Origin of the sequence: Bradyrhizobium sp. HKCCYLS3070, from assembly GCF_051167575.1 — a bacterium.
GTDB lineage: Bacteria > Pseudomonadota > Alphaproteobacteria > Rhizobiales > Xanthobacteraceae > Bradyrhizobium.
The window spans coordinates 1,324,963-1,341,146 of the sequence record NZ_JBNPTI010000001.1; the positions used below are offsets into that span (position 1 = coordinate 1,324,963).

Genomic DNA, 16,184 nt, shown 5'->3' on the forward strand with positions numbered 1-16,184 from the left:
TGCAAATCCACGGGACAGCGGACGCATCCGCGGGATTGCCGAGTTGTTTGCGTCCCCCGCAACTGCTAGAATCCCAGTGCGCTCCAGAGCTTAGCCGATGAATTTCATGACCTTACCGCTGCGCCGCTCCGGTTTCACGTCCGGACGGGCGACGCGTGCGCTCATCGCCTTGACGGTGGCGGTTGCCGTCGGCTGGAGCGGCGCGCTGTACGCCGCCAACCAGAGCGTCCAGGGCGCGCGCAAGGAGGATGGCGGCTTCGACGGCGATGCGCCGACCGCGATCCTGATCGAGGCCAACAGCGGCAGCGTGCTGTTCGAGAAGAACGCGGACGAGCTGCGAGCGCCCTCCAGCATGATGAAGCTGATGACCGCCGAGGTGGTGTTCAACGCCGTCAAGGAGGGCACGATCAAGCTCAACGACGAATACCGCATCAGCGAGAATGCCTGGCGCCGGGGCGGGGCGCCCTCCGGCACCTCGACGATGTTCGCCGCGCTCAACAGCAAGGTGTCGGTGAGCGACCTCCTGCATGGCGCGATCATCCAGAGCGGCAACGACGCCTGCATCGCGCTTGCCGAGGGCATGGCCGGCAACGAGAAGATCTTCGCCGCCGACTACATGACCAAGCGGGCGCGCGAGCTCGGCCTCACCAAATCGACCTTCGCCAATTCCAACGGGCTGCCCGATCCCGGCAACAAGATGACGGTGCGCGAGCTCGCCATGCTCGCCCGGCACATCATCCTGGATTTCCCGGAGTTCTATAAGATCTTCGGCGATAAGGAGTTCACCTGGAACAAGATCCGCCAGCAGAACCGCAACCCGCTCTTGAACGCGATGGAAGGCGCCGACGGCCTCAAGACGGGTTTCACCAAGGAAGGCGGCTACGGCATGGTCGGCTCGGCCGTGCAGAACGGCACGCGGCTGATCGTGGTCGTCAATGGCCTGGAGGATTCCGAGGACCGCGCCACCGAGGCCAAGAAGATGCTGGAATGGGGCTTCCGCAATTTCGAGACCCGCACCCTGTTCGCCGCGGAGCAGCCGATCGGCTATGCCAAGGTGTTCGGCGGCGAGAGCCGCTCGGTCAAGCTGTCGAGCCCGGTGCCGGTCAAGGTCATGGTTCAGAAGAACGGCGGCGACAAGCTGATCGCCCGCATCGTCTACAGCGGCCCGGTCAGGGCTCCCATCGAGCCCGGGCAGAAGGTCGGGGTTGTCAGGGTCTGGCGCGGCCCCAATATCGCCATGGAGGCCCCTGTCTATGCTGCGGAGGCGGTGGGCAGGGGATCCACGATGCGGCGTGCGATCGATGGGGTCAGCGAGCTCGTGATCGGGATGTTCCGCGCCGGGGCCGAGAAGCTCTAGAGAGATGGCGGATGCAGCTTTGAAACGTGGTCCTGGCCGCGGCCGATTCGTCACCTTCGAGGGCGGCGAGGGCGCCGGAAAATCGACGCAGATCAAGATGCTGGCGGACCATCTGCAGAAAGAGGGTGTGCGCGTTGTCCTGACCCGCGAGCCCGGGGGATCGCCCGGCGCGGAGATCATGCGCCACCTCGTGCTGTCGGGCATGGGCAAGCTGCTGGGCCCGGAAGCTGAGACACTGCTGTTCGCGGCCGCGCGGGACGACCACGTCCGCAACGTGATTCTGCCGGCGCTGAACCAGGGCAGCTGGGTGCTGTGCGATCGCTTCTTCGATTCGACCCGGGCCTACCAGGGCAGCCAGGGCAAGGTCGCGCCGGACGTGCTCAATGCGATGCAGCGGGTGACGATCGGCGACCTCAAGCCGGATCTGACCCTCATCCTCGATGTTCCCGTCGAGATCGGTCTGCAGCGTGCCGGGGCGCGGCGCGGCGCCGGAACCCCGGACCGGTTCGAAGGCGAAGACATCAAGTTCCACAAGGGGCTGCGCGACGCCTTTCACAAGATCGCCGCCGAGGATCCCCGGCGCTGCGTGCTGATCGACGCTACGGCGAGCGCGGAAACGGTCTCGCAGCTCGTTTGGGACGCCGTGCGCGAGCGCCTGTTCACGGAAGTGGCGGCGGCGTCATGAGCGCACGCAAGGTCGAGCCGGAGATCGCGGCCCGCCATCCACGCGAAACCACCGCCTTGTTCGGGCATCGCGACGCCGAGGCGGCGCTGCTGTCCGCCTACCGCAGCGGACGGATGGCGCATGCCTGGCTGATCGGCGGCCCACAAGGCATCGGCAAGGCCACCTTGGCCTACCGCATGGCGCGCTTCGTGCTGGCTCACCGCGATCCCACCACCGCCGAGGTGCGCGCTGCCGATTCGTTGTACGTCGACGCCGAGGACCACGTCGCGCGCCTGATCGCCTCCGAGGCTCATGGCGGGCTGCTCACCTTGGAGCGCTCGGCCAACGACAAGGGCGTGCTGCGCACCGTCATCACCGTGGACGAGACCCGCGAGACGATCTCGTTCTTCGGCTCGACGGCGGCGGTCGAGGGCTGGCGGGTGTGCATCGTCGACACCGTCGACGAGCTCAATCCCAACGCCGCCAATGCGCTGCTCAAGATCCTCGAGGAGCCGCCGCAGCAGTCGCTGTTCCTGCTGGTCAGCCACGCTCCGGCGCGGGTGCTCGCCACCATCAAGTCGCGCTGCCGCCGGCTGGCGCTGCGGGCGTTGTCCACCGACGATGTCGTCAGCGCCGCGGCCGAGGCCACCGGAATGGACGGAGCCGATCCGGCGCTGCGCGAGGCCGCCTGGGCCTCCGAGGGCAGCGTCGCGCGGACCCTGATGCTGATGGGCGGCGACGGGCTGCAGCTGCAGTCCCGGACCGCCGCGCTGCTCGCGAGCCTGCCCCGGATCGACCCGGGCGAGCTGCATGCCCTGGGCGATGCGCTCGGCACCAGCGACCGCGTCGCGCTGGCGAGCTTCCTCGACAGCATCGAGCGCTGGGTGGCGGAACGGCTGCGGGCTGCAGATCCCAACGCGGAACTGCCGCGCCTTGCACGGCTGGCGGAGGTATGGGAAAAGATCGTCCGCGCCGCGCGCGACACCGAATCCTATAATCTGGAGCGAAAACCGCTGGTTTTCTCGGTGTTCGGGATGCTCGCCGAAGCCACGCGGTAACCGCACCGACCATCATCCCGGGATCATCAGGATCAATCCGTCGACCGACGTCGTCAAAGAGGAATCTGCCGTGGCGAAGGCCAGCAAGACAAGCGTGAAGAAGGGCAAGCCCGCGAGCAAGAGCGGCGCGAAGAAGGCTGCCGCCAAGGGGCCTGCGAAGGGCAAGGCCAGCGCCGCCAAGGCGAAGGCGGCGAAGGACAAGGACGCCAAGAAAAAGACCGCCAAATCCAAGACGGCGCCCGCGAAAGCCAAGAGCAAAGCCCCGGCGGCGAGCGCGGCCAAGAAAGCTTCGAAGAGCGCCGCCAAGAAAGCGGTCAAGAAAGCTGCGAAGTCTGCGGCCAAGAAGGCCGTGGCAAAGCCCGCCACGCCGCCGGTCAAGAAGACGGCCGCCAAGCCCGCGGCAGCAACGAACAAGCCTTCGGCAGCGAAGAAGCCCGCCGCTCCGAAACAGCCGGCCGCACCGAAGAAGGTCGCGCCGGCCATCGTTGAAGCGCCGAAGCCGCCACGCGCCGCGAAGCCGAAGGCACCCCGCAAGCCGAAGGTCGAGGCCGTGGTCGTCGAGATCGACGAGATCGTAGCGCAGGTCGCCGCAGCTCCCGTCGACAAGAACACCTTCTACGTCACGACAGCGATCGCCTATCCCAACGGCAACCCGCATATCGGCCACGCCTATGAGGCGATCGCGACCGACGCCATCGCGCGCTTTGCGCGGCTCGACGGCAAGGACGTGTACTTCCTGACCGGCACCGACGAGCACGGTCTGAAGATGGTGCAGACCGCGCAGAACGAGGGCATGACGCCGTCCGAACTCGCGACCCGCAATGCCGGCCGGTTCCGCGAGATGGACGAGCGGCTGAACGTCTCGTTCGACCGCTTCATCCGCACCACCGAGCCCGCGCACCATCGCTCCGTCCAGGCGATCTGGAACCGCATGCGCGAGAATGGCGACATCTATGCCGACAGCTATGCGGGCTGGTACTCGGTACGCGACGAGGCCTATTACGCCGAGGATGAGACCGTCGTCGGCGAGGACAACGTCCGCCGCGGACCGCAGGGCACGCCGGTGGAGTGGGTCGAGGAGAAGAGCTATTTCTTCCGCCTGTCGGCCTATCAGGAGAAGCTGCTCGCGCTCTATGAGAGCCAGCCCGATTTCATCGGGCCGGATGCGCGCCGCAACGAGATCATCAGCTTCGTCAGGGGCGGCTTGAAGGACCTGTCGATCTCGCGCACCACCTTCGACTGGGGCGTCCGTGTGCCTCACGACGACGAGCACGTGATGTATGTCTGGGTCGACGCGCTGACCAACTACATCACCGGCGTCGGCTTTCCCGACGAGAGCGATGCGAACTGGAAATACTGGCCTGCCGACGTGCACGTCATCGGCAAGGACATCATCCGCTTCCATGCGGTGTACTGGCCGGCGTTCCTGATGTCGGCGGGCGTGCCCGTGCCGAAGCGGGTCTATGCCCACGGATTCCTGTTCAACAGGGGCGAGAAGATGTCGAAATCGGTCGGCAACGTCGTCGATCCGTTCAATCTTGCCGACCAGTATGGCGTCGACCAGCTGCGCTATTTCTTCCTGCGCGAAGTGCCGTTCGGCCAGGACGGCAACTACAATCACGAGGCGATCGTCGCGCGCATCAACGCCGATCTCGCCAACGACCTCGGCAACCTCGCACAGCGCTCGCTGTCGATGATCGCAAAGCAGCTCGGCGGCGTGCTGCCGGAGCCCGGCGAGTTCTCGGCCAATGACAAGGCGATCCTGGCGGAGGCCGATGCGATGATCGGCGCGGCGCGGAAAGCCATGGCGACGCAGCAGATCCACCAATGGCTCAATGCGGTCTGGTCGGTCGTGGCCGAGGCCAACCGCTATTTCGCGGGCGAGGCGCCGTGGGCGCTGGCGAAGACCGATCCGCAGCGCCAGCATACGGTGCTCTATGTCACCGCCGAGGTCATCCGTCAGGTCGCGATCCTGACCCAGCCGGTGATGCCGGCCGCGTCGGCAAAGCTGCTCGACAGCCTCGGCATTCCCGAGGACGAACGGAATTTTGCGCGACTCGGCGGCGACGTCCGGATTGCGGCTGGCACGCAGCTGCCGGCACCGCAGGCGGTGTTCCCGCGCTACATCGAGCCGACGGCGGCGTGATGCTGGTCGACAGCCATTGCCATCTGGATTTTCCGGATTTCGCCGAGGATCTGGATGGCATCGTCACGCGTGCCGCCGCCGCCGGCGTCGGCCGCATGGTGACGATCTCGACGCGGGTGCGGCGCTTGCCCGAGCTGCTCGCCATCGCCGAGCGGTTCGAGAACGTGTTCTGCTCGGTCGGCACCCATCCGCACAATGCGGATGAGGAGGACGGCATTCCGGCCGAGGAGCTGATCGCGCTGACCGATCACCCCAAGGTGGTTGCGCTCGGCGAGGCCGGACTCGACAACTTCTATGATCACGGCTCGAAGGACGCCCAGGAGCGCGGGTTCCGCGCGCATATCGCAGCCGCCCGCGAAACCGGCCTGCCGCTGGTGATCCACACCCGCGAAGCGGACGAGCAGTGCAGCCGCATCCTCGAGGAGGAGATGGCGCGCGGACCTTTCCAGGCCGTGCTGCATTGCTACACCGGCGGGCGTGAGCTGGCGATGAAGGCGATCGACCTCGGACTGCACATCTCGTTCACGGGCATCGTGACGTTCAAGAAGTCGGACGCACTTCGCGCGCTGGCCGCCGAGGTGCCGGCCGACCGCATCATGGTCGAGACCGACGCGCCGTATCTCGCGCCCGGCAAGTTCCGCGGCAAGCGCAACGAGCCGGCCTACGTCGTCGAGACGGCGAAGGTGCTGGCGGAAACCCGCGGCGTCTCGTTCGAGGAATTCTCGCGCCAGACCACCGAGACCTTCTTCAAGCTGTTCTCCAAGGTGCCGCGGCCCGAGGTGCCTGCATGACGACGACGCTCACCATCCTCGGCTGCGGCTCATCGGCCGGCGTGCCGCGCCCGGCGCTGGGGTGGGGCGCCTGCGATCCCAGCAACCCGAAGAACCGCCGCAGGCGCTGCTCGCTTCTGGCTGAGCGCTGCGGAGCCCATGGCGTCACGCGGGTCGTGATCGACACGTCGCCGGATCTGCGCGAGCAGTTGATCGACACCAACGTCGATCACATCGACGCGGTGTTTCTCACGCACGAGCACGCCGACCAGACCCATGGTATCGACGATCTGCGCTCGGTGGTGATGCATCAGCGCCGGCGCATTCCTGTCTACCTGAACCAGTCGACCGCGAAAGACATCATGCACCGGTTCTCCTATTGCTTCATCTCGCCACCGGGAAGCGACTATCCGCCGATCCTGACCCAGCACGCGATCGAGGCGGGCGAGACCCAGGCGGTGGAAGGCAAGGGCGGCGAGCTGAAGCTGACGGCGTTCCTGGTCCAGCACGGCAACATCCCCGCGCTCGGCTATCGCATCGGCGATGCCGCCTACACGCCGGACCTCAACGACATCCCCGAGGAGAGCTGGGGCGCGCTGGAGGATCTCGACCTCTGGATCGTCGACGGCCTGCGCCCTGCCTCGCATCCGAGCCATTTCTCGGTCAACGACGCTCTGGCCTGGATCGAGCGCTTCAAGCCGAAGCGCGCCGTCATCACCAACATGACCGCCGATCTCGACTACGAGGTGCTGCGCCAGAGCCTGCCGGCGGGCGTGGTGCCGGCCTATGACGGGATGCGGCTGGAGGTCGGGTAGGGCGATCGTCCGTCGGCCAAGGCCGTCATTGAGAAAAGCCGAAGGCGACGAAGCAATCCAGAGTCGTCGGAATGCTTCTGGATTGCCTCGCTTCGCTCGCAATGACCTTCATGCGCGGCCGGCTGCGATGGCCACCGCGTTTGAAGTTCAGCCGACGTCCAAAAACACGGAGACGCTGCCATGCTGTCGCTGTTCTTCGAGGTTGAGGTCAAGCCGGGCCGCCTCGACCAGTATCTGCAACTCGCCGCGGCGCTGCGGCCCGAGCTCGATGCGCTCGGCGGCTGCCTGTTCCTCGACCGCTTCCGGAGCCTGTCGCGCGACAATCTGATCCTGTCCTACCAGATCTGGCAGGACGAGGGCGCCATGACCGCCTGGCGCGTCCATGCCCATCATCACGACATCCAGACCCTCGGCCGCGACAAGGTGTTCTCCGACTACCGCCTGCGCGTCGCGGAGTTGGTCCACGAGGTGAGGCCGGGGCAGGCGGCGTGGCAGCCGGAGCGGCGTGGCACCTACAACGATCCGAAGCGGCGTGCGCCGACCTATGTGCTGGCCGTCGAGACGGCGGCCCCGCAATTGAGCGGCGTGAAGGACCTGCCGGTCGCGAGCTTCTCCAGCGTCTACCGGGAAGAACGCTTCGCGCATCTCATCGAACTGCCGGACGAAGCTAGGGGCATTGCCATGAGCACGCGCCTGCTCACCGAACCCGGCGCCGACAACATCCGCGTCGTCGAAGTCACCCGCGACTACGGCATGTACGACCGACGCGAGGCGCCGCAATATTATTCGGAGAAGAGCAGGGGCTCTTGATCATTTTCGTCATTGCGAGCGCAGTGCGTAGCGCGGATTAGCGGAGCGCAATCCGCCATTCTGGCGTCAAGGACGGCGGGTTACGCGCCGAGGCGCTAACCCGCCCTACTCATGGGCACCTACGCCGAGATCGCCTTGGCCGAGTTCACCTCGTTGCGCAGCAGGAATTTCTGGATCTTGCCCGTCGACGTCTTCGGGATCGGGCCGAACACTACCACCTTCGGCGTCTTGAATCCGGACATGTGGCTGCGGCAATAGGCGATGATCTCGGCCTCGGTCGCCTGCGCGCCGTCCTTCAGCTCGACGAAGGCACAGGGGACTTCGCCCCATTTTGGATCGGGCTTGGCGACGACGGCCGCGAACATCACGGCGGGGTGCTTGTAGAGGATGTCCTCGACCTCGACCGAGGAGATGTTCTCGCCGCCGGAGATGATGATGTCCTTGGAGCGGTCCTTGATGATGACGTAGCCTTGTTGGTCGAGCACACCGAGGTCGCCGGTGTGGAACCAACCACCGGCAAACGCTTCCTGCGTCGCCTTCTCGTTCTTGAGATAGCCCTTCATGACGATGTTGCCGCGGAACATCACCTCGCCGATGGTCTCGCCGTCGCGCGGCACCTCCTGCATCGTCTCCGGATTGAGCACGGTGACGGCTTCCTGCAGCGGATAGGGCACGCCCTGGCGCCGCTTCAGCCGCGCGCGCTCAGGCGCCGGCAGGTCGTCCCAGCCGGGCTGCTCGGCGCAGACCGAGGCGGGGCCGTAGACCTCGGTCAGGCCGTAGACATGGGTCAGCTTGATGCCGATGCTCTCGGCACCTTCGAGCACGGCGACCGGCGGCGCGGCGCCCGCGATCAGCCCCACCACCGGCTTGTCGCGCTTGCCCTTGGGCGCGTCGGGCGCGTTGATCAGGACGTTGTAGACGATCGGCGCGCCGCACATATGCGTCACGCCGTGGGTCTTGATCAGCTCGAAGATCCTGGTCGGCTCGACCTTGCGCAGGCAGACATTGACGCCGGCCGCAGCGGCCATGGTCCAGGGGAAGCACCAGCCGTTGCAGTGGAACATCGGCAGGGTCCAGAGATAGACCGGATGCTGGCCGAGCCCGCCGGCGAGGATGTTGCTGACGGCGTTGAGGTACGCGCCGCGGTGATGGGTGACGACGCCCTTGGGATTGCCCGTCGTGCCAGACGTATAGCTCATCGCGATCGCGTCCCATTCGTCGGTGGGACGGCGCGGCTCGAAGCTGGGATCGCCCGAGGCGACGGCTGCTTCGTACTCGATCTCGCCGATGCGGCTGCCGCCGGCATAGGAGGCATCGTCGACATCGATCACGAACGGCTTGGGGCCGCTCATCAGCTTGAGCGCCTCGCTGATCACGCCGGAGAATTCCGGATCGACCAGGATGATCTTGGCCTGGCCGTGGTCGAGCTGAAACGCGATCGAGGACGCATCGAGGCGGATGTTGAGCGTGTTGAGCACGGCGCCGGCCATCGGCACGGCAAAATGCGCCTCGTTCATCGCGGGGATGTTCGGTAGCATCGCCGCCACGGTGTCGCCGACGCCGATGCCGCGGCCCGCGAGGTACGACGCGAAGCGCCGGCAGCGGTCATAGGTCTGGCGCCAGGTGAAGCTGCGGCCTTCATAGACCGTGCTGACGTGGTCGGGATAGACGGCCGCGCTGCGCGCCAGGAAGCTGAGCGGGGTCAGCGGCACGTAGTTGGCCGGCGTCTTGTCCAGACCGAGCTGATACTGGTTCGTGCTCATCACCACCCTCCCTCGTCATCTGAAGAGTTTACAGGAACCCGATCGAAATCCACGGAAAAATCGCAACGATGACGAGGCCGATGAGAAGCGCCAGCAGGTAGCCCCAGATCGGGCGGATGCCCTCCGCGGGATCGACCCGGCCGATCGCGCAGGCGGCGTAATATCCGACCCCGAACGGCGGTGCGAACAGACCAATTCCCATCGCCAGGATGATCACCATGGCATAATGCACCTCGTGCACGCCGACGGCACGCGCGATCGGAAACAGCAGCGGCCCGAACAGCACGATCGCCGGGATGCCCTCGAGCACGCTGCCCAGGATCGTGAAGGCGACGATCGAGACCGCGATGAACGTCGCCGGGCCGCCCGGCAGCCCGGTCATCGCCGCCGCCAGCGCGCGTGAGAAGCCGGACTGCGTCAGGCCCCAGGCCATGCCGGTCGCCGTCCCGATGATCAGCAGGATGGCGCCGGACAGCGCCGCCGTTTCGATCAGCATCGGCATCAGCCGGCGCCAGTCGAAGCGGCGATAGACCAGCAGGCCCGCCAGCACGCCATAGACGATGCCGATGGTCGAGACCTCCGTCGCCGTCGCGACGCCCTCGACGACGGCAGCGCGGATCACGAAGGGCAGGGCCAGGGCAGGGAGCGAGACGATGAAGGCCTTGCCGATCTCGGCTCCGGTCGCGCGGCGGACACCGCTCATGTCCTCGTTGCGGTAACGCCACCACACCAGCGCGCACAGCGTGATCGCCAGCACCACGCCCGGCAGCAGGCCGCCGGTGAACAGCGCCGCGATCGAGACGCCGGTGACGGAGCCGATCGTGATCAGCACCAGGCTCGGCGGGATTGTCTCGGTCTGTGCGCCGGTGGCGGCGAGCAGGGCGACGAGATCGCCGGGCTTGGCGCCGCGCGCCTTCATCTCCGGAAACAGCACCGGCGCGACCGCCGCCATGTCGGCCGCCTTGGCGCCGGAAATGCCCGAGACGAGATACATCGCGCCGACCAGCACGTAATGTAGCCCGCCGCGGACGTGACCCAAGAGGCTCGCCAGGAACGCGACCATGGCGCGGGCCATGCCGGTCATTTCGATCAGCAGGCCGAGAAAGACGAACAGCGGCACCGACAGCAGGATGAGATGGCTCATGCCCTCGTCCATGCGCCCGACCAGCACCATCAGCGGCGTACGCGTCGTCAGCGCCAGATAGCCGAAGATCGCGAGCCCGAAGGCGAACGCGATCGGCACGCCGGCGAAGACGCACAAGCCGACCACGCCGACGAAGAAGATCACGAGGTTGATGTTGCCGAGCGGCTTCAGCAGCGGCTGCGCCACCCAGAACAGCGCGATGATCGCTGCGATAGAGACGACAGCCAGCAGCATCATCCTGACGCTGGCCGTGCGGGCGAGACGGACGAGGGCGAACAGCGCCATCAGTCCGATGCCGACCGGCAGCGCGGCGGCGCGCCAGATGTTTTCGATCTGCAGCGCCGGCGTCGTGATGAAGCTTTCCTCGTAGGCGTACTCCCAGGACGGCCAGGCGATCATGACAAGGAACGCCAGCGCCGCGCTCGTCGCGACCAGATCGAGATAGGCGCGCAAGCCGGGGCTGGCGCGCGCCACCATTGCCGTCATCCGCATGTGCTCGCCGCGGCGGAACGCAACCGCAGCGCCGAGCATAGCGAGCCACAGGAACAGGATCGAGGCCAGCTCGTCCGACCAGATCAGCGGCCGGTGCAGGACGTAGCGCGCCACGACGCCCGCGAACAGGATGACGATCTCGGCCACGACCAGCAGCGCGGCTGGGATCTCGACCAGGAGACCCAGCAAGGCATCCAAGCCATCGAGCCAGGACCGGCGGCGAGGGATCTCGATGACCACCTCGCTGATCGCAATTTCCGTGAACTCGGCATGCGCCATGACGTCACCCGAACGCGTCTACGTCATTCTTGTTTTGAGCATGATCGTTTCGGAAAGCCGGTCCCACTTTTCCGGATCACGCTCTAGGTTACGACAGCTTGCCGACGGCCTTTTCCAGCAGCGCCCAGGCCTCGTCGCCATATTTGCCCTTCCACTCGGCATAGAAGCCGGCGGTACGCAGCTTGTCGCGGAACGGCGCGACGTTGGGCTGATTGAAGGTCAGGCCCTTCGACGCGAGCTCTGCTTGCAGGCCGGCATTGAGCTTGGCGACGTCCTCACGCTCCTTCACGGCGGCCGCGTTGATGTGCTTGGCGACGATCGCGCGCATGTCGGCCGGCACGGCCTCCCAGGCGCGGCGGTTCGCCAGGAACCAGAAGCCGTCCCACATGTGGTTGGTCAGCGAGCAGTATTTCTGTACCTCGTAGAGCTTGGCGGTCGAGATGATCGCCAGCGGGTTTTCCTGGCCCTCGACCACCTTGGTCTGCAGCGCCGAATAGACCTCGCTGAAATTGATCGAGGCGGGCGCGGCCTCGAACGCCTTGAACATCGAGGTCCACAGCGGCGACACTGGCACGCGGATCTTGAAGCCCTTGAGGTCGTCGGGCCCATTGATCGGCTTGGTCGACGACGTCGTCTGACGGAAGCCGTTGTCCCAGATCTTGTCCATGACCACGAGGCCGGCCTTGTTGATCTGGCCGCGCACGTAGGCGCCGAGATCGCCGTCCATGGCCTTCCAGACCGTGTCGTAGTCCGGGAACGCGAAGCCGATGCCGTTGATCGACGCGGCCGGCACCAGGGTCGCCAGGATCAGGCCGGACAGCGTGAAGAACTCGACGCCGCCGGAGCGGATCTGGCTCAGCATGTCCGTGTCGGAACCGAGCTGGTTGTTCGGGAAGATCTGCAGGTCGAACTTGCCGGCGGTCTCGGCCTTGATCGCCGCCGCCATCTCCTTGGCGCGGACGTTGAGCGGATGGGAGTCGGGCAGGTTGTTGGCGTATTTGTAGGTGAACTCGGCGCTCTGCGCGCGCGCCACATGCGGCGCTGCGACGGTGCCAATTCCACCCAGTACGGCTGTCGCCGCGGAGGCCTTCAACAGCGCGCGTCGTGACAGGCTCATGCTCGTTTCTCCCTGGAGAAGCTTCTTCTTGTTGCATCGCGCCGCCGCAAGCATCGCCGGACGAATCCAGCGACATCAGCGACGTCGTCTGCGCTTATTGCAGCGATGAGCCGCAGCAGCAATATCGGCGTTCGCAGCAGGTCATGCGCAGCGCGAGTCTCGGCTATGGCGAACGCCCGTCAGCTCGGGCTGGCCGGGGGTTCTGAAGGGCCCGCGGCTGCCGCAAATTCGAGGATTTGGCGCCAAGTCGTTGAACTCGCTACGCATATAAATATTCCATAATATACCTTATGCGAATTGGCTATGGACGACTGCCTGACGGTGGAAGCCGCACATCGGCCCGCCCAGCGCACGTCGGCGCCTGTGCGAAATCGCCCCCGCCTCGTCACCCCGCAGTCTTCGTTTGGTCAAAGCCCAGAGGTCAAAACCGCATCCTTCAGGATTGGGCACGGGCGTATCGTGAATGGGATCCGAAGACATGCCAGTTCAGTCGACGTCGAAGGAAGTTGATCCGGGTGATGTCGCGCTGCCGCCTGACGACGCTGTCTGCGAGGAGATCTATCAGCGGGTGCTGGCCGAGGTGCGCGCACGTATCGATCAGCGGATCGCCGACATCGAGGCCCAGGCCGCCGCTGATGCGGTCGAGGCTATCGAACCCGCTGCAGGCAGCGAGCACGTGGAAACGCCTCCTCCGGCCCGGCGCCGGCCCGTATTGCGGGCCATGATCACGCTGATGGCCTCGGCCGGGCTCATCGGCGCTGCCATCACCCTGGCGCGGGACCATACCGAGACCATCACCTCCGTCACCGACCGGATCGAAGCGGCGGTTCAATCCATCCGGCGTGAGAATGCTCAGGCGGCGAATCCGCCGGTGGCGCTGGAGACGGCGGCGAACGGATCGAGTGCGGCCGAGACGGGCCCTGCCTCACCATCACCATCCGTTTCACCAACACCGGAGACGTCATCGGCATCGACCTCAACGCGCGCCAGCGATCCATCCTCCGCGATGGCGGAGGCTACGCCGGAGCATGACGTGCCCTCTGCTCCCGACCGGGACGTCGCGCCGCTGATCGACAAGATCGCGCATGACGTGGCCGAACTGCAGAGCGGGTTTCAGGAGTTCAAGTCCAGCCAGGAGCAGGCCAACCGCGATCACGCCAGGGCGATCGAACAGCTGCAGGCCAGCCAGGACCAGCTCGCACGCGCGTTCCGCGCAGCGAAGACCGAGCCGACGACCGTCGGCGCCGCGGCGCGCCTCGCGCCCCGGCCGCCACAGGCGCGCCCGCCTCGTTTCCCGTAGCTCCGAACTCATGAGATCCGGGCAGGGCGCAGGGACACCCCTGCTCCCTGCCCCCGTCCCTCACAGATAGTTCGCCGCGGCTTCGGCCTCGAACCGATCCGGCGGGCCTTCCCAGACGATCTTGGCATGATCCAGCACGTAGACGCGGTCGGCGTGCGGGAGCGCGAAGGTGACGTTCTGTTCGCCGAGCAGCACCGTGATCTTGGTGGTCTCGCGCAGTCGATCGAGCGCCTTCGACAACGTCTCTAGGATCACCGGCGCAAGTCCGAGCGTCGGCTCGTCGAGGATCAGGAGCTTCGGCTTCATCATCAGTGCGCGCGCGATCGCCAGCATCTGCTGCTCGCCGCCGGACAGCGTGCGCGCCAGCTGCGGCTGCCGCGACTTGAGGATCGGAAACAGACCGAACAGCCATTCGAGCCGCTCGGCACGCTCGGCGTCGGACAGCGCATTGCCGCCGAGCTCGAGATTTTCGCGCACGCTCATGTCGCCGAACAATTCGCGCGTTTCCGGACATTGCACGATGCCTGAGCGGGCGATCTGCGCCGCCGTGCCGCCGGCAAGGCTGCGCCCTGCCCACTTCACGTCGCCCGAATACGGCACCAGGCCCGAGATCGCGTTGAACAGCGTCGTCTTGCCGGCGCCGTTGAGGCCGACGACCGAGACGAACTCGCCCTCATGGACGTGCAGCGAGACGTCCTGCAGCGCCTGCGCCTTGCCGTAGAGCACGCCGACCTTGTCGACCTGCAGCGCCGGCGTGACGTCCTTGAAGCTCGCCTCCGGCCGCGCGGTCGAGACCAGCGCGCCGCCGAGATAGACCCGGCGGACGGTCTCGTCCTGCATCACCTCGGTCGCCCTGCCCTCGGCGATCTTCTCGCCGAGATACATCGCCAGCACGCGGTCGACCAGTGCCGACACGCTCTTGACGTTGTGGTCGACCAGCAGCACCGCGTGGCCGTCGTCGCGGAATTCGCGGATGAGCTCGGAGAAGTCGGCGACCTCGGACGCCGTGAGGCCGGCGAAGGGTTCGTCGACCAGCACCAGCTTCGGGCTGCGCGCGACAGCCTTGGCGAGCTCGAGCCGGCGCAGATCGGCAAACGCCAGCGTCGGCGGCCGCCGGTCGATGACGCCGCCGAGGCCGACGCGCTCGGCGATAGCGCGCGCCCTGGCATCGACGTCCTTGTCGGCGAACAGCCGCGTCAACTTGTCCGGCAGCAGCGCGACCTTGATGTTCTCCAGCACGGTCTGGCGCGCCAGCGGCCGCGAATGCTGGAACACCAGCCCGACGCCCATGCGCGCGATGCGGTGCGACGGCAGGCCGGCGAGCTCGATGCCGTCGAGCCTGACCGAGCCCGCGGTCGGCCGCTCGACGCCCATGACGCTCTTCATCGCGGTCGACTTGCCCGAGCCGTTCGGCCCAATCAGGCCGAGGATCTCACCCCGGCGGATCGAGAAGCTCAAATTCTTGACGGCGACGAGGCCCCCGAAGCGCTTGGTGAGGCCGCTGACTTCCAGCATCGGAGCGCTGCTCATGCCTTGTTTCATGCTTTGGCCCCTCCCCTGATCATGCCGAGGAAGCCGTCGGGGAAGAACAGGATGACCACGAGCGCGATCACCGAGACGATCAGGGTGGCGAGCTCGCCGAGCGGCCGCAGCAGCTCGCCCATGCCGATCAGGAAGATCGCGCCGATCGCGGCGCCGATGACGGTGCGGCGGCCGCCGAGCACCGCGGCGATGATGATCTGCACGCCGACGCCGACATCGACAAAGGTCGAGACCGAGGCCGTGCCCATGTAGAACACCATCAGTGCGCCGGCGAGCCCGGAGAAGAACGCGCTGACGACGAAGGCGGCGAGCTTGTGCTTGGTGACATTGAAGCCGAGCGCGCCGGCCTGGATCTTGTCCTGCCCGCTCGCCTGCAGGATCAGCCCGATGGCGCTGCGCGACAAGCCGAACAGGATCGCACCGCTCACCAGCATGAAGCCGAGCGCGATCCAGTAGTTGGTTTTGGCGTCGATCGAGATCACGTCCGGCACGGCGAGGCCGATCTCGCCGCCGGTCAGCCCCGCGGCGACGACGATGAAGTTCTGCAGCATCAGCACGGCGACCAGCGTCGTCAGGCCAAAATACGGCCCGCTGACGCGCAGCGCCGGCAGCGCCAGCACGACGCCGCCGACGACCGCCGCCAGGGCGCCGGCGGCGATGCACAGCCAGATCGACAGGCCCGGCGAGAAGTGCGCATCGAGAATGCCGGCCGTATAGGCGCCGACGCCGATCAGGAAGGTCGGTCCGAAATTGACCTCGCCGGCGAAGCCGAACAGCAGGTCCCAGGACATCGCGAACACGGCCGTGTAGTACGCGACCGTCAGCAGCCCGAGGACGTAGCCCGAGACGTAGGCCGGCAGGACCAGAGCCACGATCACGGTCAGGAGCGCGATCCAGAACAGCCGCGACGTAACGAATGCAGGCATG

General features: G+C 66.4%; 13 protein-coding genes. 8 read left to right on the forward strand and 5 right to left on the reverse strand.

The window, feature by feature from the left end; all coding sequences use genetic code 11:
- Nucleotides 1–97: 97 nt before the first annotated feature.
- The 7 genes from ACQR03_RS06120 (at nt 98) to ACQR03_RS06150 (ending at nt 7,620) form a co-directional block, all read left to right on the forward strand.
- Nucleotides 98–1,357 carry a D-alanyl-D-alanine carboxypeptidase family protein gene (locus tag ACQR03_RS06120; protein WP_316192558.1) on the forward strand — a complete coding sequence of 420 codons (1,260 nt, stop codon included), beginning with the start codon at nt 98–100 and terminating at the stop codon, nt 1,355–1,357.
- 4 nt (nt 1,358–1,361) lie between these two features.
- Nucleotides 1,362–2,042, forward strand: coding sequence for a dTMP kinase (tmk, locus tag ACQR03_RS06125; protein WP_315751564.1), 681 nt, complete (start codon nt 1,362–1,364; stop codon nt 2,040–2,042).
- The gene (locus ACQR03_RS06130) at nt 2,039–3,079 is read left to right on the forward strand and encodes a DNA polymerase III subunit delta' (protein WP_316192556.1); all 1,041 of its coding nucleotides are present in this window, start codon (nt 2,039–2,041) and stop codon (nt 3,077–3,079) included. Before tmk ends, ACQR03_RS06130 begins: the two co-directional genes overlap by 4 nt.
- A gap of 70 nt (nt 3,080–3,149) precedes the next feature.
- Nucleotides 3,150–5,225 (forward strand): methionine--tRNA ligase, encoded by a 2,076-nt coding sequence (gene metG / locus ACQR03_RS06135; RefSeq protein ID WP_316192554.1) that lies wholly within the window; start codon nt 3,150–3,152, stop codon nt 5,223–5,225.
- Nucleotides 5,225–6,016 carry a TatD family hydrolase gene (locus ACQR03_RS06140; protein WP_316192553.1) on the forward strand — a complete coding sequence of 264 codons (792 nt, stop codon included), beginning with the start codon at nt 5,225–5,227 and terminating at the stop codon, nt 6,014–6,016. Before metG ends, ACQR03_RS06140 begins: the two co-directional genes overlap by 1 nt.
- Nucleotides 6,013–6,810 (forward strand): MBL fold metallo-hydrolase, encoded by a 798-nt coding sequence (locus tag ACQR03_RS06145; RefSeq protein WP_316175404.1) that lies wholly within the window; start codon nt 6,013–6,015, stop codon nt 6,808–6,810. The genes ACQR03_RS06140 and ACQR03_RS06145 overlap by 4 nt, the downstream gene beginning before the upstream one ends.
- Nucleotides 6,811–6,990: 180 nt before the next feature.
- The gene (locus ACQR03_RS06150) at nt 6,991–7,620 is read left to right on the forward strand and encodes an antibiotic biosynthesis monooxygenase family protein (protein ID WP_316192552.1); all 630 of its coding nucleotides are present in this window, start codon (nt 6,991–6,993) and stop codon (nt 7,618–7,620) included.
- Nucleotides 7,621–7,739: 119 nt separating this feature from the next.
- Here ACQR03_RS06150 and ACQR03_RS06155 read toward each other — a convergent pair whose 3' ends face one another.
- From ACQR03_RS06155 to ACQR03_RS06165, 3 genes are all read right to left on the reverse strand, one after another.
- Nucleotides 7,740–9,383, reverse strand: coding sequence for an acyl-CoA synthetase (locus ACQR03_RS06155; RefSeq protein WP_316192550.1), 1,644 nt, complete (start codon nt 9,381–9,383; stop codon nt 7,740–7,742).
- Between the two features lie 28 nt (nt 9,384–9,411).
- On the reverse strand, nt 9,412–11,298 hold the full coding sequence (locus ACQR03_RS06160) for a TRAP transporter large permease (RefSeq protein WP_315711929.1): 1,887 nt from the start codon (nt 11,296–11,298) through the stop codon (nt 9,412–9,414).
- Nucleotides 11,299–11,386: 88 nt separating this feature from the next.
- Nucleotides 11,387–12,415 carry a TRAP transporter substrate-binding protein gene (locus tag ACQR03_RS06165; protein WP_315827609.1) on the reverse strand — a complete coding sequence of 343 codons (1,029 nt, stop codon included), beginning with the start codon at nt 12,413–12,415 and terminating at the stop codon, nt 11,387–11,389.
- Nucleotides 12,416–12,983: 568 nt separating this feature from the next.
- On the opposite strand from ACQR03_RS06165, the gene ACQR03_RS06170 reads away from it, so the two are divergent.
- Nucleotides 12,984–13,715: a hypothetical protein gene (locus tag ACQR03_RS06170; RefSeq protein ID WP_315711927.1), complete on the forward strand. Its 732-nt coding sequence runs from the start codon at nt 12,984–12,986 to the stop codon at nt 13,713–13,715.
- 60 nt (nt 13,716–13,775) lie between these two features.
- Here the strand turns inward: ACQR03_RS06170 and ACQR03_RS06175 are convergent, their stop codons facing one another.
- Both ACQR03_RS06175 and ACQR03_RS06180 read right to left on the reverse strand, forming a co-directional pair.
- Nucleotides 13,776–15,245 carry an ATP-binding cassette domain-containing protein gene (locus ACQR03_RS06175; RefSeq protein WP_315751555.1) on the reverse strand — a complete coding sequence of 490 codons (1,470 nt, stop codon included), beginning with the start codon at nt 15,243–15,245 and terminating at the stop codon, nt 13,776–13,778.
- 8 nt (nt 15,246–15,253) lie between these two features.
- Complete coding sequence (locus ACQR03_RS06180; RefSeq protein ID WP_315751553.1) at nt 15,254–16,183, reverse strand: branched-chain amino acid ABC transporter permease; 930 nt, start codon at nt 16,181–16,183, stop codon at nt 15,254–15,256.
- Nucleotide 16,184: the final 1 nt, after the last annotated feature.

Excerpts from the sequence above, each read along its gene's own strand:
- ACQR03_RS06120 (WP_316192558.1), top strand. The coding sequence starts at position 98 with ATGAATTTCATGACCTTACCGCTGCGCCGCTCCGGTTTCACGTCCGGA.
- tmk (WP_315751564.1), top strand. The coding sequence starts at position 1,362 with ATGGCGGATGCAGCTTTGAAACGTGGTCCTGGCCGCGGCCGATTCGTC.
- ACQR03_RS06130 (WP_316192556.1), top strand. The coding sequence starts at position 2,039 with ATGAGCGCACGCAAGGTCGAGCCGGAGATCGCGGCCCGCCATCCACGC.
- ACQR03_RS06140 (WP_316192553.1), top strand. The coding sequence starts at position 5,225 with ATGCTGGTCGACAGCCATTGCCATCTGGATTTTCCGGATTTCGCCGAG.
- ACQR03_RS06145 (WP_316175404.1), top strand. The coding sequence starts at position 6,013 with ATGACGACGACGCTCACCATCCTCGGCTGCGGCTCATCGGCCGGCGTG.
- ACQR03_RS06150 (WP_316192552.1), top strand. The coding sequence starts at position 6,991 with ATGCTGTCGCTGTTCTTCGAGGTTGAGGTCAAGCCGGGCCGCCTCGAC.
- ACQR03_RS06155 (WP_316192550.1), bottom strand. The coding sequence starts at position 9,383 with ATGAGCACGAACCAGTATCAGCTCGGTCTGGACAAGACGCCGGCCAAC.
- ACQR03_RS06160 (WP_315711929.1), bottom strand. The coding sequence starts at position 11,298 with ATGGCGCATGCCGAGTTCACGGAAATTGCGATCAGCGAGGTGGTCATC.
- ACQR03_RS06165 (WP_315827609.1), bottom strand. The coding sequence starts at position 12,415 with ATGAGCCTGTCACGACGCGCGCTGTTGAAGGCCTCCGCGGCGACAGCC.
- ACQR03_RS06175 (WP_315751555.1), bottom strand. The coding sequence starts at position 15,245 with ATGAGCAGCGCTCCGATGCTGGAAGTCAGCGGCCTCACCAAGCGCTTC.
- ACQR03_RS06180 (WP_315751553.1), bottom strand. The coding sequence starts at position 16,183 with ATGCCTGCATTCGTTACGTCGCGGCTGTTCTGGATCGCGCTCCTGACC.